This window comes from Sphingomonas sp. NFR04 (genome assembly GCF_900114095.1).
In the GTDB taxonomy this organism is placed as follows: Bacteria; Pseudomonadota; Alphaproteobacteria; order Sphingomonadales; family Sphingomonadaceae; genus Sphingomonas.
In genome coordinates this window covers 314,749-335,967 of record NZ_FORV01000001.1, presented here as the reverse complement: position 1 = coordinate 335,967, position 21,219 = coordinate 314,749, and the positions used below count along the sequence as shown (strand labels likewise).

Annotated in this window: 24 protein-coding genes and 1 tRNA gene; 18 read left to right on the top strand and 7 right to left on the bottom strand. The window is 66.5% G+C overall.

What is annotated here, in order from left to right:
* Positions 1-8: 8 nt before the first annotated feature.
* Together BM009_RS01585 and BM009_RS01580 are read right to left on the bottom strand one after the other, a co-directional pair.
* Positions 9-593, bottom strand: coding sequence for a class I SAM-dependent methyltransferase (locus BM009_RS01585; RefSeq protein WP_254772104.1), 585 nt, complete (start codon positions 591-593; stop codon positions 9-11).
* A gap of 17 nt (positions 594-610) precedes the next feature.
* Positions 611-1,438, bottom strand: a complete 828-nt coding sequence (locus BM009_RS01580) for a methyltransferase domain-containing protein (protein WP_093293094.1) — start codon at positions 1,436-1,438, stop codon at positions 611-613.
* Between the two features lie 42 nt (positions 1,439-1,480).
* On the opposite strand from BM009_RS01580, the gene BM009_RS01575 reads away from it, so the two are divergent.
* The 6 genes from BM009_RS01575 (at position 1,481) to BM009_RS01550 (ending at position 4,676) form a co-directional block, all read left to right on the top strand.
* Positions 1,481-2,212: a ComF family protein gene (locus BM009_RS01575; RefSeq protein WP_093293092.1), complete on the top strand. Its 732-nt coding sequence runs from the start codon at positions 1,481-1,483 to the stop codon at positions 2,210-2,212.
* A 35-nt stretch (positions 2,213-2,247) separates the two neighbouring features.
* Positions 2,248-2,505: a glutaredoxin 3 gene (gene grxC, locus BM009_RS01570; protein WP_093293090.1), complete on the top strand. Its 258-nt coding sequence runs from the start codon at positions 2,248-2,250 to the stop codon at positions 2,503-2,505.
* Complete coding sequence (locus tag BM009_RS01565) at positions 2,502-3,326, top strand: carbon-nitrogen hydrolase family protein (RefSeq protein WP_093293088.1); 825 nt, start codon at positions 2,502-2,504, stop codon at positions 3,324-3,326. Before grxC ends, BM009_RS01565 begins: the two co-directional genes overlap by 4 nt.
* A complete protein-coding gene (locus tag BM009_RS01560) occupies positions 3,323-3,760 on the top strand; it encodes a DUF1178 family protein (protein WP_093293086.1) in 438 nt (145 codons plus the stop codon). Before BM009_RS01565 ends, BM009_RS01560 begins: the two co-directional genes overlap by 4 nt.
* Positions 3,761-3,794: 34 nt before the next feature.
* Positions 3,795-3,871 (top strand) — tRNA-Arg (locus BM009_RS01555).
* Between the two features lie 169 nt (positions 3,872-4,040).
* Positions 4,041-4,676 carry a hypothetical protein gene (locus tag BM009_RS01550; protein ID WP_093293084.1) on the top strand — a complete coding sequence of 212 codons (636 nt, stop codon included), beginning with the start codon at positions 4,041-4,043 and terminating at the stop codon, positions 4,674-4,676.
* On the opposite strand, the gene BM009_RS01545 is transcribed toward BM009_RS01550, so the two are convergent.
* Together BM009_RS01545 and BM009_RS01540 are read right to left on the bottom strand one after the other, a co-directional pair.
* Positions 4,657-5,952 carry a hypothetical protein gene (locus BM009_RS01545; protein ID WP_093293082.1) on the bottom strand — a complete coding sequence of 432 codons (1,296 nt, stop codon included), beginning with the start codon at positions 5,950-5,952 and terminating at the stop codon, positions 4,657-4,659. The two genes, BM009_RS01550 and BM009_RS01545, sit on opposite strands and share 20 nt — an antisense overlap.
* Positions 5,942-6,139 carry a hypothetical protein gene (locus BM009_RS01540; RefSeq protein ID WP_093293080.1) on the bottom strand — a complete coding sequence of 66 codons (198 nt, stop codon included), beginning with the start codon at positions 6,137-6,139 and terminating at the stop codon, positions 5,942-5,944. The genes BM009_RS01545 and BM009_RS01540 overlap by 11 nt, the downstream gene beginning before the upstream one ends.
* A 176-nt stretch (positions 6,140-6,315) precedes the next feature.
* On the opposite strand from BM009_RS01540, the gene BM009_RS01535 reads away from it, so the two are divergent.
* From BM009_RS01535 to BM009_RS01510, 6 genes are read left to right on the top strand one after another with little or no spacing between them, the layout of a single operon-like run.
* Positions 6,316-6,564 (top strand): hypothetical protein, encoded by a 249-nt coding sequence (locus tag BM009_RS01535; RefSeq protein ID WP_093293078.1) that lies wholly within the window; start codon positions 6,316-6,318, stop codon positions 6,562-6,564.
* Positions 6,561-6,818: a hypothetical protein gene (locus BM009_RS01530; protein ID WP_093293076.1), complete on the top strand. Its 258-nt coding sequence runs from the start codon at positions 6,561-6,563 to the stop codon at positions 6,816-6,818. The genes BM009_RS01535 and BM009_RS01530 overlap by 4 nt, the downstream gene beginning before the upstream one ends.
* Entirely contained in the window at positions 6,815-7,141 is a 327-nt protein-coding gene (locus BM009_RS01525; RefSeq protein ID WP_093293060.1) for a hypothetical protein, read from the top strand. Before BM009_RS01530 ends, BM009_RS01525 begins: the two co-directional genes overlap by 4 nt.
* Positions 7,086-7,451 carry a hypothetical protein gene (locus BM009_RS22070; RefSeq protein ID WP_139216504.1) on the top strand — a complete coding sequence of 122 codons (366 nt, stop codon included), beginning with the start codon at positions 7,086-7,088 and terminating at the stop codon, positions 7,449-7,451. The genes BM009_RS01525 and BM009_RS22070 overlap by 56 nt, the downstream gene beginning before the upstream one ends.
* 59 nt (positions 7,452-7,510) lie before the next feature.
* Entirely contained in the window at positions 7,511-10,309 is a 2,799-nt protein-coding gene (locus tag BM009_RS01515) for a hypothetical protein (protein WP_139216503.1), read from the top strand.
* Between the two features lie 32 nt (positions 10,310-10,341).
* Complete coding sequence (locus BM009_RS01510; RefSeq protein WP_093293054.1) at positions 10,342-11,364, top strand: right-handed parallel beta-helix repeat-containing protein; 1,023 nt, start codon at positions 10,342-10,344, stop codon at positions 11,362-11,364.
* A 713-nt stretch (positions 11,365-12,077) separates the two neighbouring features.
* Here BM009_RS01510 and BM009_RS01500 read toward each other — a convergent pair.
* Together BM009_RS01500 and BM009_RS01495 are read right to left on the bottom strand one after the other, a co-directional pair.
* On the bottom strand, positions 12,078-12,413 hold the full coding sequence (locus BM009_RS01500; protein ID WP_254772163.1) for a helix-turn-helix domain-containing protein: 336 nt from the start codon (positions 12,411-12,413) through the stop codon (positions 12,078-12,080).
* Positions 12,414-12,669: 256 nt separating this feature from the next.
* Complete coding sequence (locus tag BM009_RS01495; RefSeq protein WP_093293048.1) at positions 12,670-12,966, bottom strand: helix-turn-helix domain-containing protein; 297 nt, start codon at positions 12,964-12,966, stop codon at positions 12,670-12,672.
* 401 nt (positions 12,967-13,367) lie between these two features.
* Here BM009_RS01495 and BM009_RS01490 point away from each other — a divergent pair, with 401 nt between their 5' ends.
* Positions 13,368-13,964 carry a hypothetical protein gene (locus BM009_RS01490; RefSeq protein ID WP_139216502.1) on the top strand — a complete coding sequence of 199 codons (597 nt, stop codon included), beginning with the start codon at positions 13,368-13,370 and terminating at the stop codon, positions 13,962-13,964.
* Positions 13,965-14,149: 185 nt separating this feature from the next.
* Here BM009_RS01490 and BM009_RS01485 read toward each other — a convergent pair whose 3' ends face one another.
* Positions 14,150-14,377, bottom strand: a complete 228-nt coding sequence (locus BM009_RS01485; protein ID WP_093293044.1) for a hypothetical protein — start codon at positions 14,375-14,377, stop codon at positions 14,150-14,152.
* 898 nt (positions 14,378-15,275) lie between these two features.
* Here BM009_RS01485 and BM009_RS01475 point away from each other — a divergent pair.
* The 5 genes from BM009_RS01475 to BM009_RS01455 all read left to right on the top strand — a co-directional run bounded on the left by BM009_RS01475 (position 15,276) and on the right by BM009_RS01455 (position 21,179).
* Positions 15,276-15,566 (top strand): hypothetical protein, encoded by a 291-nt coding sequence (locus BM009_RS01475; RefSeq protein WP_093293042.1) that lies wholly within the window; start codon positions 15,276-15,278, stop codon positions 15,564-15,566.
* A 28-nt stretch (positions 15,567-15,594) separates the two neighbouring features.
* Positions 15,595-16,911 carry a DUF4118 domain-containing protein gene (locus BM009_RS01470; RefSeq protein ID WP_139216501.1) on the top strand — a complete coding sequence of 439 codons (1,317 nt, stop codon included), beginning with the start codon at positions 15,595-15,597 and terminating at the stop codon, positions 16,909-16,911.
* Between the two features lie 99 nt (positions 16,912-17,010).
* Complete coding sequence (locus BM009_RS01465) at positions 17,011-18,345, top strand: DUF2254 domain-containing protein (protein WP_093293038.1); 1,335 nt, start codon at positions 17,011-17,013, stop codon at positions 18,343-18,345.
* A gap of 212 nt (positions 18,346-18,557) precedes the next feature.
* Positions 18,558-19,538 carry a serine hydrolase gene (locus tag BM009_RS01460; RefSeq protein ID WP_093294556.1) on the top strand — a complete coding sequence of 327 codons (981 nt, stop codon included), beginning with the start codon at positions 18,558-18,560 and terminating at the stop codon, positions 19,536-19,538.
* A gap of 84 nt (positions 19,539-19,622) precedes the next feature.
* The gene (locus BM009_RS01455) at positions 19,623-21,179 is read left to right on the top strand and encodes a DUF389 domain-containing protein (RefSeq protein WP_093294555.1); all 1,557 of its coding nucleotides are present in this window, start codon (positions 19,623-19,625) and stop codon (positions 21,177-21,179) included.
* Positions 21,180-21,219: the final 40 nt, after the last annotated feature.

Below are 21,219 nucleotides of genomic sequence, written 5' to 3'. Positions count from 1 at the left end.
GGCGAACCTCACGCCCCGAGCGCCACGGCGTCAAAATAGTCATTGCCCCCACCATCCCGATGGCACCCCACTATTTCGCATCCCGCCGCACGGAGCAGCTTGCCGTACGCCGCTTCGCCCAGCGACCGCGAGCGCCGGCCGGTAAGGCTGTCCTGCCATGCGCAGCGCTCGCGGGGCGCGCTGAACAGGAAGCGGCCGCGGGGGCATAGCGCGCGGGCGACGCGGGCGATCACCGCGGCCTGGGCGGCCTCCGGCAGCAGGAACAATATGCCCACCGCCACTACGCCGTCGAATCGGCGGTCGAAGAAGCGGCTGGTTTCCGCCGGCTCGCAGGCCGCGGTCGCCTCGGGCACGTTGTCGCGGAAAGCCGCGATCATCCGCGTTGCGGGGTCGATGCCGAACAGCGTGAAGCCTTCGGCCGCCAGGCAGGCACCGATCGGCACCCCGGTGCCGCAGCCGATGTCGAGCACCGCGCCGCCGCGTGGCAGGTGGCGGGACCAGTGGAGGACGATGTCGGTGCCGACATCCGAGCGCAGCGCCGCGAACCGGTCCGCGACCGCGTCCCAGCCGGCGGAGGCGTCGTCGTTGGTCACCGACGCCTCGCCACCGTCTAGCTCTTCGGCTTGAGCGCGTCGGCCAGCGAGGCGGTCGCGCTGCCCGGGCGGGCGGGCTTGGGCTGGGACGGGTCGGGGGCCCAGCCGGTCAGGTAGACGATCGAATATTTCTCGGGCGTGCGGCCGTCCGGGTCGGCGCGCTCGGCGAAGGCGGCGGCGGTGCCGAGGAGGGTCTCGCGGCGGAGCGGCGGGGTGTTTGGCAGCAGGTTCGTCGCCGCCATGCCGCGCAGGTCGCGGATCAGCCCGCCCAGGCCGCCATAGCGCACCGTCAGCGTCTCGACATCGGCGACCGGCAGGGTGAAGCCGGCGCGCGACAGCAGGTCGCCGGCGGCGCGCACGTCGATCTGCGGGTGGAAGCGCGCGACCGGCCGGTCGGCCTCGGCGGCGAGCAGGCAGGCGCGCAGCGTCGCGAGGCTGCCGGCGCCCAGGAACGCGCCGAGGAACAGCCCGTCGGGCTTGAGCGCGCGGCGGGCGAGGGCGAGCGCGCCGGGGACGTCGTTCACCGTGTCGAGCACGCCGGCGGAGATCACCAGGTCGAAGCTCGCCTCGGGGAAGGGGTGCATGTCCTCGTCGGCGTGGATCGCGCCGCTCGCGGCGGCGAAGGCCGCGCCGGCCTCGAGCCGGGTGATGGTGGCACCGGGCCAGACGAAGCTGCCGTCAGCGCTGCCCAGGTCGAGCACATTGCGGAATTCGCGCTTCACGCCTTCCAGCCGCTCGTACAGCCCATCGAGCATGTGATCGCGCAGGAAGCTCTCGTAGCTGCGCGCGGCGCGATCCCGGCGCTTGCGGCGCAGCGCGCGGTCGAAGATTTCGGAGTCGGACACGGCGCGCTTGTGCAGCGGCGCGGGGCTTGGAACAAGAGGCGCGTGGATCCGCGCGCGCCTTTCCTCCGTATCCTCGACCTGGCGCTGCCGCCGCGCTGCCCGGGCTGCGGCGCGATCGTCGAGGCCGATCATCGTTTCTGTGCAAGCTGCTGGGACAGCCTGCATTTTCTGGGGCCGCCCTGGTGTGCGACCTGCCATCTGCCGTTCGAGTACGACCGCGGGGCGGGGGCGCAGTGCGGCGACTGCCTCGCCCATCCGCCGCCGCATGACGGGGTGCGCGCGGCGGTGGCCTATGGGGATGTCGCGCGACGGCTGGCGCTCAAGCTCAAATATGGCGGGCGATTGGCGGTGGCGGAGACGATGGCACGGGCGATGGCGCGGCTGGTGCCCGACGGCGTCGATCTGGTGGTGCCGGTGCCGCTCCACCGTTGGCGGCTCTGGTCGCGCGGGTTCAACCAGGCGGTGCTGATCGCGCGGAGCGTGGCTAAGGGGCGCGGGCTGCCGGTCGAGACCGATCTGCTGCGCCGGGTGAAGGCGACGCCCAAGCTCCAGGGGCTCGGGCGGCGGGCGCGGGCCAAGGTGGTCGCGGGCGCCTTTGCGCTGGCGCCCGATGGGCGGGCGCGGCTCCAGGGGCGGACGGTGCTGCTGGTCGACGACGTCCATACCAGCGGTGCGACGGGCGATGCCTGCGCCCGGCTGCTCAAACGCGGCGGGGCTTCGCGCGTTGTGGTTCTTTGCTGGGCACGCGTTCTCGCCGAGGACGCTACGGATTGACAAGCCGGGACCCCGCGCACACCTCTGGAGGCATTATGGCAAAGGTCGAAATCTACACCAAGGCGTTCTGCCCCTATTGCACGCGCGCCAAGCAGCTCCTCACCGCCAAGGGCGCGGACTATGAGGAGTATGACATCACCATGGGCGGGCCCAAGCGCGCCGAGATGCTGGAGCGCGCGCCGGGCCGCACGACGGTGCCGCAGATCTTCATCCACGGGCAGCATATCGGCGGCTCGGACGATCTCGCCGCGCTCGATCGCAAGGGCGGACTGGACCCGCTGCTCGCCGCATGAGCCGCGCCGCGCTGCTCCAGATGACCAGCGGGATCGATCCCGCCGTGAACGCGGCCGCGCTGGTCGAGGCGGTGGCGCAGGCCAGGGCGGGCGGGGCGGCGATGCTGTTCACCCCCGAAATGTCCGGCCTGGTCGACGGCAACCGCGAGCGCGCCCAACGCCACTATGCGCATGAGCGCGACGATCATGTACTTTCCGCCGTCCGCGATGCCGCCGCGAAGCAGGGCATCTGGGTGCATCTCGGCAGCCTTGCGGTGCTGCGCGAGGACGGCAAACTCGCCAACCGCGCCTTCGTCATCGACGACCAGGGCGAGATCCGCGCGCGCTACGACAAGATGCATTTGTTCGATGTCGACCTGCCGACCGGCGAGAGCTGGCGCGAGTCGAACAGCTATACGGCGGGTGCGGGCCCGGTGGTGGTCGATACGCCGCTGGGCAAGCTCGGCCTCGCCATCTGCTACGACCTGCGCTTCCCGGACCTGTTCCGCACGATGAGCGATGCGGGTGCGACCATCCTGGCGGTGCCGGCGGCGTTCACGCGGCCGACCGGCGCGGCGCATTGGCACGTGCTGCTGCGCGCCCGCGCGATCGAGGCGGCGGCGTTCGTGATCGCCGCGGCGCAGACCGGCGAACATGAAGACGGCCGCGCCACCTATGGCCACAGCCTCGCCATCGATTCCTGGGGCGACGTGTTGCTCGACATGGGCGAGGCGGCGGGGCTTGGCTTCGCCGAGCTCGACATCGCGCGGCTGGAGGATGTGCGGACCCGCGTGCCGGTGCTCCGCCATCGGCGCGCGATCCCAGAGGCGAGGACGGCGTGATCGTCTTCGACCTGAAGTGCGGCGGCGATCATGTGTTCGAGGCGTGGTTCAAGTCGAGCGGCGCCTATGAGGAACAACGCACGCAGGGGCTGATCGCATGCCCCTTCTGCGGCGACGTCAACGTGAACAAGGCGGTGATGGCACCGGCAGTGGCGGCCAAGGGCAACCAGGCGCCCGACAAGCCGCCGGTCGCTCCGGCCGCGTTCAAGGCCGCGCTGGCTGCGATCGCGCAGCTCCAGGCCAAGCAGCTCGAAACCTCGACCTGGGTGGGCGGCGCGTTCGCCGAAAAGGCGCGCGCCATGCATCTGGGGGACGCGCCGGAGGCACCGATCCACGGCCAGGCGACACTCGCGGAGGCGAAGTCGCTGGTCGAGGACGGCGTGCCCGTCGCGCCGCTGCTGGTTCCCGTCGTCCCGCCTGCGGCGCGCAATTGATTTGGGCGGCATAGGCCGGTACGAGCGCTCGCGTGGCCCGGTAGCTCAGCAGGATAGAGCAAGCGATTCCTAATCGAGAGGTCGGAGGTTCGAATCCTCTCCGGGCCACCACGCAAAGCCGCATAAAACCTCGCTTTTTGCACGTCCGGCGCACCTCAGCGCCGGAGCGTTTTGACACGCGTTTTGATATTCTTGCTTCGTTCTCCGCCTGCGATATCATGTCGCTCGGGGGGCGAAGATGCACTGTTCGAATTCGATCGATTGGGCCGCGACAGGCTCTATGCTGCAAGGGATCGGCACACTTGCTGGCGTCGCTGCGGTGATTATCGGAGCGCACATCGGCGCAAATGCCTGGCGTCAACAGAAGTTGGCAGAGCGGCGGTTGGAAATGGCCGAGCGCATCCTCACCGCCACTCACAAAGGCCGCGCCGCGCTCTCATATATCCGCACACCTATGATGTTCGGTGGCGAGATCGATAAGGCACTAGAGGAATTGAAGAAATTCGAAGGCTACTCGGATTGGCCACGTGAGAGAAGAGAACGGATGCCTCTTGCTCAAGCTTATCTCAACAGGGTGGTGAACTGCCGGCCGCAAGTGGAAGCATTGGATGACTGCCTTCCGCTCGCACGAGCTATGTTCGGTGAGAGCGTGGAGAATTCCCTAGAAATAATTAGGCAGCAGTTTTGGGCACTTCGCACTTGGTATGAGGCTTATGCGAATGATTGGAATGGCACCGACCCTGCCTTCACTATTAGAATTCGTCGGGCAATGTACGAGATCGAACCGAGAGATGGGGAGCCGAACGAAATCTCAGAAGCGATCACGAACGCCGTTACAGTGATCGAATCGGCGCTTGAGCCAGCGCTCCGCCTAGAGCAAGTTGGCCTCGCCAAAGCTAGCTCGTCCGCCCCATAACATCGTCAATCGGCGAGGGCAGCAAGCGTCTCGCTATTAAGGACGCGCGCGATGTGTTCTCGCCGGGCTCGTGCGATCCGGAGGGCCTTCTCCCGGTTCGCCTTGTCGTAGATCTTCGTCGTCTTGATCTCGGTGTGGCCGGGCACCGCGCGAATATCGACCTCACCCGAATCACCCAGCTCGGTGAGGCCGCCTGCCGGAAGCTGGTGAACCGCAGGTCCTTCGGCAGCCCGGCTTTGATCCGGATGCGCTTGTGCAGCTTCTGCATGTAGTCGATGCCGTATGCCTTGCCGGTCCGCTCATCCCGCACGATCATCTCGCGCTCGGCGCCTTCGGTGCGCGGCGTGCGCGCCAGCTCGGCCTCAAGCTCGGGGTATAGCTCGACCGCATCCGCCCCCTTGCCGTCGACCAGCGGCAGCGTGATCGACTTACCCGTCTTCGACTGAATGACGGCGATCTGCTCGCCCGGGCGATAATCGCCCCAGTAGAAGCCTCGCACGACCTTCTTGTCCGGATCCTCGAACCCGAACACGTCCGTGACGCGCTGGCAGGTCTCGAAGCAGAGCGCCGCGGCGGTCGCCATCGACTGGCGGCCCATCGCGCGCGCAGTCTCGCGATAGAGGTCGTACTCCTCGCGCGTGGCCGCCCGGTTGCCCTTGCCGACGCCGGTGCTGATCTTGATGCCCATGCCCTTGAAGGGGTTCACCTTCACGCCGGTGTGCTTCGAATAGCCCGGCCGGCAGGCGAGGCTCCACACCAGGCGGCAGACCTGCATCATGTAGGAGCCCTGACGCTCGCCGTGCTTGGCCATCGCGCGCTGGTAAAGCTTGTCGGCCGCCGGCCCGTCGACGGCGCCCGCCTGGCGCTGGCCGAACGTGCCGGTCTTCATCTCCATCTCCTCGACGTACCGCATGGCGCGCTCGTAGCCGATCCGCGTCTGGTGGCGCTTCTCGGTGAAGCGATCCTGCTTGCGATACCAGTCGAAGAGCCACGCGATCGTGCCGTGCGGGATCTCCTTCTGATCGCCCAAGCGCCAGGCTGCGAACGCCTCGTTCAGCACGCGTGCGCGAACGATCACCTCGGCGACGTCGGTGCCGAGCGGCGTGCTGGCGACCGGGCACGTCTTGCCGTTCCGCAGCGCCTTGCGGCGGACCTTCTCGTCGGGGGAGGTGGCGAGCTTCGGATCTGCCCAGGCGGGGCGGCACCAGAAATAGGCGCGCTGGCCGCCGGCGAGCCGACGCACGTTCACATAGGCGGGCAGCCGTTCAGTCGCCATCGCCGAAGTCCATGTCGTCGGCGACCTCGCCGAACAGCTTGCGGAGCGCCCCGTCCAGCTGCGCGCGCTCGGTGATCATCGAACCGTGCGGCCCGCGCGCCCGGAAGCGCACGGTGCCCTCGCGCTCCCACTGGCGCATCTGAGCCTCGGACACGCTGGTATAGGCCAGCGACATCGCGCGCGTCATCGCGGCGGGCCAGAAGGGCAGGGGGCCGTCGATCTTTTCAGCTGCGCCCTTGCTCAGCCTCTCTGTTCCGCCGCGCCTGCTCCCATTCGCGGCTGACGCTCGCCATTTGGCCCACGTCTTCTGGGAATTCCCGTCTGGCAGTGGGGACAGGCCGGAACCATGTTGCGGCGGCGGAAGTGCTCGTCCATCTGCCGTGCCGCGATGCGAATGATGTTGTGCGCGCGGGCTTGCTCATCCTCGTGCGCGGCATGGAGGAGGGATGGTTCACCGGTAAGGCGCTGCGCGACTATCTGCCGGGTCAGACGGGCGCGGCCGATCAGTTCGCCGCCGCCCGCCGCATCATCAATGGAACCGACCGCGCCGACATGATCGCGGCCTATGCCATCAAGTTCCAAGCGGCGCTGACCGCTGGGGGGTGGTCATGAGCATCCTCAATGCCCTGCGCGGCATCAACGGCGAGTACGAGGTGCAACGCGTCCTCGGCGCCTTCGGCACGCTGACCTACATCGTCACGCCGCCGGCGCTGATCTGGGCGGGCAAGGTGCAGGTGTCGATCACGGAGTTCTGCGTTGCCTATCCGGCCGGCCTCGCCGCCTGCATCACGGCCACCGCGGGCGCGATCGCCATCAAAGACCGCCAGGTCGCCAAGGCCAAGGCAGAGACGGAGGCCTCGGCATGATCGGCTGGCTGATCCCCCTCGTCGGCGAGCGCTACGCCAAGCGCGTCGCCATCGGCGCCGGCGCGTTCGCCGGCCTCATCGTCCTAGCGGCTGGCCTGTGGCTCTGGCTGCACTTCCATGATCGCCGCGTGGTCACGAACGACCGCGCCGCGGCGAACGCCGAGGTCGGGCAGCGGCAGGTCCGCGCCGAGCGCGCGGCCGGCGCCGCCCAGGCCAACCGCGACACCGAGATCCGTGACGACCAAGCCCAACAGGAGGAACGTGCCCATGAAGCGCGCCGCAATCGCAGCTCTGCTCTCGATGGCCTGCATAACGGCCTGTAGTACCCCGCGCGCGATCCCCGTCACTCCGGATCCCGCGAAGCTCGCCGCCTGCCCAGCAACCGACGAGACGTTCCCCGTGCTGCCGCCGCTGCTGCCGGTGACCATCCCGGCAGGCACCCAGGTGACCGACGCCAGCGGCGCAAAGCGGATCCTGGCCGCGCCGCTGGATGTCGTCGACTTCGATATGTTGCTCGACCGCGACGAGGCTACGGCCGTGTTCGTGGTGCGCGAGCGCGCCGACAAGAAGCTCTGCCGATCGGCCGTCCAGTACGTCCGCGACTGGTCGATTGAGATCGCGAAGAAGCCCTGATCAGCTGACCGCCGCGGCGCACGGCACTCTCTCCCTCACCCCAACATAGGAGCGCGGCCATGCGCCTTAGCGCCTTGAATCTGTCTGTCTCCAGCCGGGCTCTGTTCGCGGCGCGGCCGGCGCTGCCCGCCGCGCCGGTGATCGACGGCCTGGTGGCGCTATCCTCGGTGGCTGGCGCCGTCGCCAACGACAACGGCTCGTTCCCTGATCTCACCGGCTGCGCGGTTGCGCTGACGATCAACAACATGCCGCTCCGGCATCCGATCAACGACCCGCCGCTGGATGCGACCAAGCTGGTGATGCTGGTCGAAGATGTGTCTTATGACGTCATTGGCGGCGTAATCACCGAGCAGCGTATTACCCGCGCGGTCAGGGGCACGTTGCCCGCTAAGCGCCCGTGGCCCAAGGACTGGCTGAGCCTTGGTTCTACTGTGCCGGCGCGCTCTTATTGCTCTTCGGTCACCTCGGGGGGAGTGACGCGGGCATATTACACCGAGCTGGGCGGTACCAAGGGTACGACGGCGCCGACGCACTCGGCCGACGGCCAGACCGTTTCCGACGGCGGTGTCCTGTGGAAGCTGATCCCGCTGACCCAGGACACCGGCTATATCGAGCAGCAATCTAGCGGCGACGTGATCGCGCACGTCATGACGGACATGCCCATCTACAAGAGCACGGTCATCAAGAGCGTCAGCCTGGGGGCTGGTGCCTATGTGTCGGGCATCGCGGCCTCGCTCGCCTCGATCGGGTCCGGCGCAACCGTCACCAACCTGTCGACCATGCCCTATCCATCGCCGATCGTGACGATCATCACGCCGCCGCATCAGCGGTCGACCGGCACGCTCCGTGTTGAGGTTGTCGTCGATCATGGATGGGGGATCCACATCGGTGGCCGCCGGCCGGTTGCCGGCATCCGGGCCACCGCTTGGAACATGGCACGCACCGCAAGCGTGGTGCTGGCCGATGTCGTCGATACCGAGCTGTCGACCCAGTACACGACGTCCGGGCCAGGAGGTTGCGCGGTCGAGGTTTTCCCGCTGACGTTCAACACGTCCTCGCTCCCCGCCGGCGACTGTTTCATCGAGCTCGAGGTGTGCCCCTGGCTGGGAACGTCGTTCAACACGAGGTTTGGTGGCGAGGGCGCCGACTGGCGCGCGTCGCAGGCCTATACCTTCGTCGGCACCATCGTCCGCAACGGCTCGAACTATTATCAGCTGAAGACGGCCGGCGTCTCCGCCTCCTCTGGCGGGCCAACCGGCACGATCGTGTCAACCGACGTGACCGACGGGACGTGCACCTGGGCCTATATCGGCAGCGACAACCTGATCGTGAACAGCCGCAACATCCAGGCGCGCTGGCACTTCTACAACGACCCATCCAACCTCCTGAAGATCGGCTATTGCTTCATCGATCCTTCGGGAACCGCGACGGGCACCACGGGCGTGTTCAGCACCTTTGCCGCGGCCGATGCTGCCAAGGGCACGCTGTCGAATTGCTACGCCACCCCTGCGGCAGCGGAGACGGCGCTGCAGAGCTACCACAACACGGCAAGCGGCGGCCTGACCACGCACAACGACAGCGGCGGCGGGCATGCCTACATGAAGGCGGGCACCCACAACGGCTTCGGCACCGCGATGGGCACCAGGACGCGAGGCAGCGTGTGGTTCTACCTGCAGGCGGACCCGTCAGCTGCGCCCGGCACCGTCATCTTCGGGAATGGTCCGGTGAAGGCCGGGCACCCGCGCATGTGGTTCGGCGACGGCGTGACCATGACCGCGACCGCGACAAGCTCGGCCAACATCTTCTTCGACCGCGCGACCGACAACACCGCGATCGTGAAGCAGGCGACCGGCGAGCTGGTGATCAGCGGCGTGACCTACACAGCTTTCGACACCACGTTCGGCTTGCAGTGGCGGAACGGTTGGGTGTGGCTGCTGAATAGCAGCATCCTCAACGCGGCGGTGATCGGCGAGCCGAAGCAGCAGCAGTCCGGCTATGCCCTTGTTGCCGGGAACAATCTCAATGGCCCGAACGGCGGCTATGTCAGCACGCCGAACACCATCGGCAACACGATCTTCCTGCTGACCGCTATCCGCGACTTCGCTGCACCGACCGTGCCGGTGATGTTCTCGGTGATCCGGGACAACCGTATTCACGGGCCGGTTAACTCGAACGGCGGCGTCCTAATCTTCCTCTACACGTACAATGCCGGCGGCAATTATGGCTATCCGGTTCTCGGCATGTCGCTGGACGGCAACCTGGCGAAGTCCGCCTATTATGTCGGCTGCAAGGTCGCGCAGATCGGCGCGGATGGCTCCTCGGTGCCGATCTATAACCTGGTCGAGGCGTACAACTCATTCTTGGGGCAGCGCCACAACCTTGCCTATAACGACAGCAATGGGCCCTATCACACGCAATTATTCCGCGGTTTCAATCTCTCGACCACGGATAATATCGTCTGGGACAGCACGGGTCACGGCAACAATCCGCCCGCCGGCTCGCGCTGCCAGAACTATTGGCCGGTATATGGCGTTGCGTCGGCGCTGAACGTCAACCTGAACGGTTCGGAATCCGGGAATGCGCCCGGGATCAGCAGCTATCTGGGCATGTGGATCGACCCGTCCTCGACCTATTTCGCGCTGGGTGGGACGAGCACCTTCTCGTCGCAGTTCGTCAGCGACACGACCGGCGTGACCAACGCGGCCAACCAGGCCGAAACCGTGGGCGACTTCCGCCCGGTCGCCGGCTCGGTGATCGTCAACCGCGCGTCGCGGCAGGCGCGAAAGTTCGACATCCTTGGCGTCACCCGGCGCACCGACGGCAGCGGCGCCGTGGGTGCGTATGAGCGAGCATCCTGACGCCGCCGCTCCAGCTCCAGAAGGAAATCACCATGCTCCGTTTCCTCCTCGCCATGATCCTGCTCATGGCGCCCGCCGCCGCACACGCGGCAACGATCCCCGTCGCCACGCCCGCGCAGCTCACCGCCGCGATCAAGGCGGCAAAGCCCGGCGATACCATCGCGCTTGCCCCCGGCGCTTACGGGGCGCTGGTCATCAACGACCAGGTGTTCGCGAAGCCGGTGATGATCACCAGCGCGGACCTGGCGCGGCCGGCGGTGATCGCGCAGATCGTCCTCAACCGCTCGGCCAACATCACCTTCTCCAACCTTGAGGTGACGTCGGTCACGCGGATCTATGACTACCTGATCCGGGTCAATGGTGGGTCGGGCATCACGCTCGACAAGCTCTTCATTCACGGCCTCCTCGATGGGGTGGTGGACGAGCGCAACGGGGTCATGGTGGCGCAGAGCGACGGCTTCACGCTCTCTGGTTCGCGCATCGTCGAGATCGGGGTCGGCATCAACGCCAAGCAGAGCACCAACATCGTCATCCGCGACAACGACATCAGCTGGATCGGCGTCGACGCGATCGAGATCCCCGGCGTTGCCGGGGCCCTGATCGCCTGGAACAAGTTCTCCAAATTTCGCACCATCGGCACGTACCACCCGGACGGCATTCAGTGCTGGACGACGGGGATGCCTGCGGCCTGCAAGAACATCCGCATCATCTCCAACCAGTTCATCGGCGATGCGCAGCCAGGGTCAGCCTATGTCTACCCGCAGGGCATCTGGTTTGGGGACGAGGAAAAGCGCGGCGATTACACGAACATCGAGATCGCGGGAAACCTGTTCAGGTGCGTCAACTGGCAGGCCATCGCGCTCTATGTGACCCAGGCCCGAGGTACGATCGTTCGGTTCAACCGCATCGATGCCTGCCCGGGCGTGACGCCGTGGATCAAGATCAACGACCCCGGTGCAGTAGTCGAGGGCAACGTAGCGCCGGTCTTCTACGTGAATAGCACCGTCAAATCGCTGCCGGCGGGCAACTACGTCGGCGGGGTGGCTGGGCAATAGGTAGCCTCAGGCAGGTCTTAGAGAGCGCCGCTACCTATCAGAGCTGACGAGAGAAGTAGCAGTCGTCACACTCGCCGTGTTCTACGCAGCCGACAGAGGGGCAATCAGGAGTGATGCACTTCTCAGGCGTGACGGCGGTCCGCGAAGCGATCGTTTTGCGAGTAATAGTCGCCAAAATGCGAGAGACTAGCCCCGGCCGCGACTCGCGAAACGCGAAGTTCATCTCATTTCTCCAAAAAGCTAGTCTGCCCCATGCTTGGTCTGAGTCGCCTGAGGCGCTTTGTTCACTGCGATGTTAAAATAAGTGTTACTTACGATGGAAGCAACAGAATAGATTCCAGGATTGTTTCCAATGTAGACGCGGTCATCCGTTCTCGTCATGTTCCGCAGACGCGAGTCGCCAAAGACCGAGCGATCTTTCACGCGCTGTGCGTGGTGGACGAGGCGCAGGAGCGCGCCCGATCCGGGCCCGTGCCGCCGACGGCCGGGCTCCGGCTGGGGCTCGCGTTCCTGCACCTATGCGGCGCGGAGCGGAACTGGATCGACCAATTCTGGAAAGCCGCGGTTGGTCGGTCGGAGGTAGGGCAGGGCGCCGATGCGTTCGGCCGCAGCCAGGAGATGACGGCGGCCGTGAATGCGATCACGCGCGCGGTTGGTGTCGAGCGATCGACAGCATTCCTCGATGCGCTTCGCGCAGCGCGGGGGGACTAGGATCAATCCTCCACTGGCCTAGCCGCATCGAGCACCAATCGCACGACTGGCAGGTACGCCCGCCAGGCCGGGCCATCCTTCGTCTCGCTGTCAGGAAAATGCCCGTAATACTCGCATAGCTTTCGAGCAGCCCGCTCTTCGGGGTCGGTGGCCTTGAGGCCTATTCTATCCATCCCCGCCGCCCACTGCTTGGCCGCCAGCGCCGTGCGCAGCTCGATCGGCTTCTCGCCGCGCTCCATCATCCCGATGAACACGGCCGACAGTCCGATCGCGGTACCAAATTCCTTCTGAGAAACGCCGCGGGCGGTGCGCAGCTGCTTCAGCTCTTCCGGTTGCATCGTCACGCCAAGCCCTCTATTTTAAGGCCCGGCCCCCGTCCCGCTTCTTCTGGCGGTTCCGAGGACCGGTCACTTTAGAAGCGGATTTCGAGGATCAGTCTGATCCGCTTCCATTTGAACCGGAGTTTGAGATGTAAGAGCATCTCTTCACTCCGTTTTTCGTCGGTGGGGACCATCCCCGCCGACGAATGTTCTATAACTCAGTTATACTGAGTGCGCAAGCTGAAATATAACTCAGTTATGTTTTTCTGCGCGGTCAGGTCGCGCGGCGCAACACGGTCCGATAGTTCGGACGGAAGCGGCGCTGCTCCGCGCGTGCCTGCCGCTCGCTCTTGCGCGGCGGGGCGTCCAGGTAGGGACCAGGCACCCCAAAGAACTCGGCAGCACGGGCGCGCTCGGTCTGCGCCAGCTCATATGGGACCTGCTCGCGGATGTGCCGGGCGATGTAACCTTCGGGGCGGCCGAGGATCCGGGACAGCTGCGCGTAGGAGAGGCCGGTGCTGGCGCACTGCTCCGCAATGCGCTGGCGAATGACGTCCGGCGATGGTCCCATGGTGCGCGCGCCCCGATCTCGTTCTTATCGGATCTATATAGCGGTCGTTCTGGATGTGTTCCACCTGCGCGCGGCCCCTGAGGCGTGCCGCTCCGGGACGGGACGGCAATTCGAATCGCCAGTCGACCGGCCGACTTGGCGCGGCATGGTCGCGCGCGCCGCCCGGTTCGAGGTCCCGAAAGCGCCGTTTCAGCCTCGGGGTACAAGTCGGGGTATCATTTCAGCCGCTGGCGGCAGAAACGACGGTAATCTGCGGCGCAGCGTCACCAGTTCGACGGGCTCCCTCTCGATCCAATAGGCGGCTCGATCCGGCTCGAATCGTCCCGCGGAAGCGCTCATCATGCTAGGTTGCTGGCGGCAGCGCACCAAGCTTGGGGAGCAGCCAGATGGGGAGGGTGCACTTGACGCTGATACTGGGGCCGAATGGCCAGACCTCAACTGCTCACCGGAAGTTGTCCGAGCCAGAGTGGAGTTGGCGTCCGTTCTCCGCCACTGACGTTCCGCTAAGCGACAGCGAGCTCGCGCAGCTGGGCCTGTTCTCGCAGTTGGAAGCCCAGTGTAAAGTGAGCGTCGCTGCATCGATCAAGGGCCTCGAAGGGCTCGATTACGATCAATTTCGCAAGATCGAGGGGCAACAGTTCGGCCAGCTTCTCGCCCGATTGGCGAAGGCTGCCGCGGGGATAGATCAAATACTGGACGGCCGTATCTCGATGACGCAGGAGCTTCACGAAGCCGCGCTTACCCATAGAAACCAGAGCCTTCACAGTTGGTGGGCCTGGAGCGAGGATGAGGGGGAGGCGATCGCCTTCGATCTTAAGCGCCGCCAGAGATTGGCTGCCGGCGGTTTGGAGGTGGCGCTCCGGGAAATGTCCGCGCTGACGTTTCCCACAAAAGCGTGTCTGATCCGGGTGGTAGACCTGATTGCCGGCGGCATCATCCCAGGCAGCGCCGACGGCCGAATCAAGATGTTCACCGCTGGCAGGTGGGTTTCGGTGTGATCGCCTCGGTCCCAGCTTGTATAGCGTGGGGGTATCGGTGGGGGTATCGTCGCAGAGCGGCCGCGGCATAGCGACGGTATCCGGCCAAAAACCTGCTGTAGGCCGGTAGGTGCCGGGCCAGCAGCAATGGCTTCTCAGAAAGTTGCATGCGTTCTCACGGCGCGAGCCCAGCCACGTCGTGACCGTTAGTCTAGAGCGTCGGAGTGCCCGGTGTTATAGCCGCTCTGCGCGTTCTGGATCCCCTCGATCAGATCTTCGAAGAGGTCGGCAACGGTGCCATGCGGCACTCTCACTTCATTATCATCGGCGAGTGAGATCACGATGCCGCCATCGGTTTCGCGGGCCTGGATGATCTGGTCCGTGTTGATGATGACTTGGCCCCTCGGCAAAGCGTCGATCGAGATCAATGGCATGATGTTCCCCTGTTTAGCCGGGAGCGCTTAGGCCCCCGCGACATGATGGTGCCTCCGCCCGTCCTCGGTCAACGGGCGCCGAGCTGGCGATTGGCTCAGTTTCGGAACAGTGGTAGAACATCGGCAGGGATCGGCGTTTTGACAAATCCCGGAACGCCGCAGGATACCGTACGGGAACGGAGCGTGAATATGTAGAAAGCAATGTTGAAAAATAAGGCTTTCCTCTCGATTCCTAATCGAGAGGTCGGAGGTTCGAATCCTCTCCGGGTCACCATTACTCAGGCGCTAAGGCTTTATCTCTTGAGCGAGATTTCGCGGGTGCAGGGGGCGCGCCGTGCGAGCGATGGCGAGCATTCGCGCCAGCGTTGCCGCGGTCCGTAAGCGTCGGAACCGAGATATCGCGTAGGCCCATTCCCTTCGCGAGGGACTGGCACCCAGGCAGGTCCTTTTGCATTCCAAACGCGGGCGCGAATGGACCGAAGGGAGGTCCCGCATGGGGAGCGCTGCCGGCCCTCTTCGGGCACCATATCGACCAGCCGATCGATGGGCGGCGCAAGCGTCGCGCCGAATGGGCGTTTTCGCTCGCATCGCCAAAGTTCTGGTTCGCCATGCAACCGGCGGCGCTGGCGGGCTTTCTACCAGCAACTGCGTGGACTGGTGGTCGATCCAAGCTGGGTTGAAGGGGAAGATGTGACCGGTCGCTGTGACAATATGCCCGGCGGATGGTGGGCCCCGGTGGCGGGCGTACTCTTCCGCGAGGCGCACCCGCGATTGTGCTTCCTGCAATGGTATCAAGAGGTTGCTGGGCATATCCTTTGTTCGGCCCGGCTTGGAAGGAGCATGTCTCTCGCGAGCAGCGGGTGTGACCATCATCCACGGCAGAGATCCGGGAAGGCCCATGGCAGAGGACTCCAAGACCGAACTGCATCATTCCCTCAATCTCGCGGGTTTCCGCGCGCTGGCGACCGCCGCCGGCCTGTTGCAGCTTTGCCGGGAGCTCGAAGCGGCGAAGCTTCTATCTCCCGATGCGATCGATCGCGTGCGCGACTCCATGTTCAACGAGCTGATGGAGCAGGCTGCCCCCGCGCGTCGGCACGACGCGGCGTTTGCGGCGCATCTCCGGCGCAGGTTGGAAGGCCTGTTTTCAGGCGCGGAGCGGCTCGGCGACACGCCCATCCTGCCGTCCTGACGCCGGACAAGGCGCTCAAAGGGCCGCTGTGCTGCCCGACGAGCGGCAGGTTGTGGGCGGAGGGTTTGCCATGAGCGCGCGTCCATCCGCCGTTGACACCCGTGCCTACCATGCGGGCGGCGTGGGTATGCTCACCGTCGCCATCAGTGGTTCGCCGCATTCCGAGTGGCTCGTCGAGCAGGCGGAAGCGCTTGCGGCGCGGCTGGGTGTTCCCTGGGAAGCGCTGCATGTCGAGACGCCAAGAGCCGATCGCGATTCGCCGCGGGGGCAACGGGCAGCGGTGGCGCTTGCGACGGCGGCGCGGCTGGGGGCCACCATTGCGCGGGTGCCCGCCGCGTCTGCAGCCGATGGCATCCAGGCGCATCTTCGAACCATGCCGATTCGGCATCTCGTGCTGGGCCACGCCGCGGAGGGACGTCGCACCTGGTTCCGCGGCCCCGGGACCGCCGACCGCCTGCTCGCGGACGAAGAGGGGCTGGCGATCCACCGCTTCACCCATGCCCGTGAGGAGAGCCGCGGCCGATTGAACGGCGCCGCGCGGCCGGCGGCCTCCGTGCCCGTCCGCCACTATCTGCTTTCCGCCGCTGCGGTTGCGCTTACCCTGGTAATCGCCGGCTTGTTGCAGGCCTTTGTGGGGCTTCGGCCGCTGGACCTGCTGTTCCTGTTTCCGGTGATCGCGGTGGCGGCGCGGCTTGGACTTGGCCCGGCACTGCTGGCGGTGGCGCTTGCCGTTCTCGGCTATAACTACTTCCTGATGCGCCCCCTGAACGCATTCAGCCTGCAGGCCCCGCTCAACGTCGTGATGGGCGCGGTCCTCGGGGCGGTCGCGATCTATACCAGCACGATCACCGCACGGCTGCGCGGCCGGCTGGTGCTCAGCGACCGCAGCGCGCACGAGAATGCGAGCATCGCCGCGCTTGCCCAGAAGCTGACGCGGGACGCCGATTGGGAGACGACGGCGCGCACGGTGTGCGAACACGTCCACCGCCTGTTCGACGTGCAGGCGACGATGTACCGCGAAGTCGATGGCGTGATTTGCCACGTTGCCTCGATCCCGAGCGAGACCCGGCTCGGCCCGGTCAACCAGGCGGCGCTCGACTGGGCGTGGGCGGAAGGGGAGGCGGCCGGTGTGGGAACCGCCGTACTCGGCGCAGCGGACTGGCAGTTCCATCCGCTGAAGACCTCGCTGGGAACGCTCGCCGTGCTCGGCATCGCGCGCGATGATGGCCGGGACCCGGTGAATGCGGTGCAGAAACTGCTGCTGCACACGCTGATCGCCCAGGCTGCCCTGGCGCATGAGCGGCTGCGGCTCGAAGACAGAATGCGCGGATCGTCAAGAGCATAGGCGATCGGTCCCGGCGCCTTCCGGCCGGAGGATGCGTTGGGGCGCGGAAGGAGAAGCACGCATGCTGTTCGTTGTGCCAGCGCTCGATCGGAACCTGGCATGAAGGCCGCGCTGATCCGCCTCGCCGACCAGCTCCGCCAGAGCTACTGGTTCATCCCGGCGCTGATGACGTTCGCCGCGGTGCTGCTCGCCGGCGGCATGGTATGGCTGGACGGACAGGACGGATCGGGCTGGATGGACCGCTTTGCCTGGCTGCACGCCTCGCGGCCCAGCGGCGCGCGGCAATTGCTCTCCGCGATCGGCGGGTCGATGATCACCGTTGCGGGCACGGTCTTCTCGGTGACGATCGCCGCGGTCGTCTATGCCTCGGGCGAATATGGGCCGCGGCTGCTCAGCAACTTCATGCGCGATCGCGGCAACCAGATCACGCTCGGCACCTTCATCGCAACCTTTCTCTATTGCATCATCGTGCTGCGGACGGTGCGCTCGCCCGAGGAATCGGGCGCGGCCGCGTTCGTGCCGAACCTTGCGGTGCTGGTGGCGCTGCTGCTTGCGATCTGCTCGGTGGGGGTGCTGATCTTCTTCATCCACCATGTGCCGCAGCGCATCCATATCAACAGCGTGATCGAGGATATCGGCCGGCGCCTGCTGCGCGAGATCGATCGGCGCTTCCCGAGCTTCATCGGCGATGCGGTAACCGAAGACGCCACGGGGACCGACGACGCCCGGCCGCCATGCGGTGACGCTTGCACGGTCCCGGCGCGCGGCACCGGCTATGTCCAGCTGATCGACGAGGACCTGTTGATGCGCCTGTCGCAGGAACGCGACCTGGTCTGCCGCGTGCGCTACCAGCCGGGCGACTTCGTCCACGCCGGCCGGCCGCTGCTGGAGCTGTGGCCATCCAGCAGCTGTGACAAGGACTGCGTACGTCAGCTGCAGGGCGCCTTTGCACTCGGGGCGCAGCGTACTGCCCTGCAGGATCTGCGCTTCCTGATCGACGAACTTGTCGAGATTGCCGATCGCGCGCTTTCGCCGGGTATCAACGACCCGTTCACGGCGGTCACGTGCATGGACTGGCTGGGCGCGGCGCTCACCGAACTTTGCCGCAGGAAGCTGCCCAAACCGTCGCGCCGGGACGAGGCAGGGACGGTGCGGGTGATCGCTCCTCCGCTCAATTTCGCGGCACTGCTCGATCGGTCGTTCGGCGCCCTGCTCCAGCATGCGGGAACCAGCACCATCGCGGCGCTGCACTACCTGCAGACACTGGGCGAGATCGCTGCGGACTGCGACAATGCAGACCGCCGGGCGCTCCTGGTGCAATGGGTGGAGCGGATGGAGCGCAGGGCAGGCGATGTCCTTGCCGATCACGATGCGCGCCGCGTGTCCGAAGCGGCGTCGGCACTGAGCCGGTCCCTGGTAAACGACGACGAATGACGGCTGTCGGGCGACGAACCGAGGGGTTTCACCCTGCATCTCGCGGCCTTCCCTTGTAAGCGGTCTGGCAAAGGGAGAGTTGTTTGCCGTTCATCGTCACTGCCGCCCGTATCGGCGCACACGTCGCGCCGATCGTTCTGCTCGCTGCCTGTGTTCCTGCCGCGCCCCCTGCCGCCGTCCAGGCTCCGCCGTCGCCGCCACCCCGGCCGGCGCTGGTCGCACCACCGATCGACGCAACCTCCGCGACACCAAGGCCGAGGCGATCCGACGAGCCTCCGGCGGCGCTGCTCAATGCGGTGCAGGCGCTCGGCACCGGGTTCCAGGGGCAGGTCGCGATCTCCGTGCGCGACGTCGATCGCGGCTGGATGGTCGCGTGGAACGGCGAGCGGCCGCATCCGCAGCAGAGCGTCAGCAAGCTGTGGGTGGCGATCGCGGTGTTCGACGCGATCGATCACCAGCGCCTGTCGCTTGCCACGCCGGTGACCGTGACCCGTGCGGACCTCACCGTCTTCCACCAGCCGATCCGCGCGCTGGTCGGCCCAACCGGCTATGGCACCACGATAGGCGCGCTGCTCGAATGCGCGCTGACCCGCAGCGACAATACCTGCAACGACGTGCTGCTGTGGAAGGTCGGCGGCCCGACGGCGATCCGCCGGATGCTGAAGGAGAAAGGCGTCGACGGCGTCGGGTTCGGCCCCGGCGAGCGCGAACTCCAGGCAAAGACCGCCGGTCTGGCCTGGCGCAAGGAATGGGCGGGAGGCGAGGGTTTTCTCCAGGCGCGTGCTGCAATGCCCGCCGCCGAACGCCGCAGGGCGCTCGATCGCTACCTGGCTGCGCCCTATGACGGCGCGACCGCCAATGGCATCACGCTGGGATTGTCGCTACTCGCCCGGGACAAGCTGCTGAGCCACGGATCCACCGATCGGCTGTTCCGGATCATGCTCGCGAGCAAGACGGGGCCGTTGCGGCTGAAGTCCGGCCTGCAGCCGGGGTGGAAGATGGCGCACAAGACCGGCACCGGCCAGGAACTCGGCAACCTCGCCACCGGCTATAACGACGTCGGCCTGCTCACCGCGCCCAATGGGCACCGCTACGCGGTTGCGGTGATGATCGCCAGCACGCGTCAGCCGATCCCGGTGCGGATGCGACTGATGGGCGATGTGACCCGGGCCGTGATCCGCACGGCCGAATGAGAACCGATTTCGCGTTCCGGGTGAAGTTCGCCTAGCGTCCGCGCAACGGGTATAAAAGGGACGAGGACCGCCTTGAACGACGCCATCGAAGCAGCAGCGGATCGCCGTGCCCGGCTCCGCGAGCGCCTGTTGCACCTGACCTTGTACCGCTGGTGGCGTCAGTCGGTCGTCGCACCGATCGACCATGCGGCGGTCGTTGCGCGGATCGTCGAGGACAGCGGCTGGTCGGGGCGCTTCGCCTTCATGACGATGATGTCTGCCGGCATCGCGGTGCTGGGCCTGCTGCTGTCCTCCCCCGCCGTGGTGATCGGCGCGATGCTGATCTCGCCGCTGATGAACCCGATCCTCGGTTTCGGCTTCAGTCTGGCGCTGTTCGATTTCGTCGAGCTGCGAAGGTCGCTCAAGGCGCTGGCGATCGGCGCGTTCGCCGCCGTCGCGTTCACGGCGCTGATCGTCACCATCTCGCCGCTCCAGGCTCCGACCTCGGAGATCGTGGCGCGCACCCGGCCCAACCTGTTCGACCTTGCCGTCGCGCTGTTCGCCGCGCTGGCGGGTACCTATGCGATCATCCGCGGCCGCGGCGAGACGGTCGTCGGCGTCGCCATCGCCACTGCGCTGATGCCGCCGCTGGCGGTCGTCGGCTATGGCATCGCCACCTGGAACGCGCCGGTGGGGATGGGGGCGCTGGCGTTGTTCGTGACCAATTTCATCACCATCGCGCTCTCGGCTACGGCGATGGCCCGCTTCTATGGCTTCGGACACCATCTCTCCAGCCGCCAGACCTGGACGCAGACGACGATCCTGATCCTCGTCTTCGCCGGGATGGCGATACCGCTCGGCATCTCGCTCAACCGCATCGGTCGTGAGGCGGTGGCGGTTACCCAGGCACGGTCGTTCCTCGCCGAGCGTTTCGGCGCCAAGGCGCGGGTGACGCAGCTCGACCTCGATTTCAGCCGCGAGCCGCTCGTGGTGCGCGCGGTGGTGATCACCCCCCAGGATGCGATGCAGAAGACCGCGCCGCTCCAGAAGGCAATGGCGGCGCAGCTCGGCCGGCCGGTGCGCCTCAATCTCGACCAGGTGCTGCTCGGCGCGGGCGCCGACGCGCTGGCGGCGCAGCGTGAAGAATTGCGACGGGCGGGCGAGGCCTCGAACCAGGAGACGCAGCGCGCGACGGAGATCGCGCAGATGGTGGCGCTGATCGCCGGCCTGAAGCCCGACGACGTCACGGTCGACCGCGACCATCACCGCGCCACTGCCGCCGCGATGCCGCTGCCGGGTGCGGGGATCGAGGCCTATCGCATGCTCGAGACGCGGGCGGCACAGCGCGCTGGCGACTGGACGGTGGCGATCGTCCCGCCCCAGGGGCCGTTGCCGGAGATTGGCTTCGCGGACAATGTCGATACGCTGGATCCGCGGGCTGCAGAGGCAGTGGCCGCGTCGATCTGGGCGGCGAAGCGCTGGAACATCGCGGCGCTCGGCGTGCCGGGCCTGCCCCCCGGTACGCCGCCGGCAAAGCCCAATCTCACGCAGCGCAGGGCGCTTGCCATTGCCGAGCAACTGCGGCGCGCAGACCTGGTCGCCCGTGCAGCGCCGCCCGCCGGCCAACGCTTTGCCCTCGTCCCCACACCGGTTCTGCCCTAGGGATTGATCTCGCCCAGCCGCCCCCCGCGCAAGGAGCGCC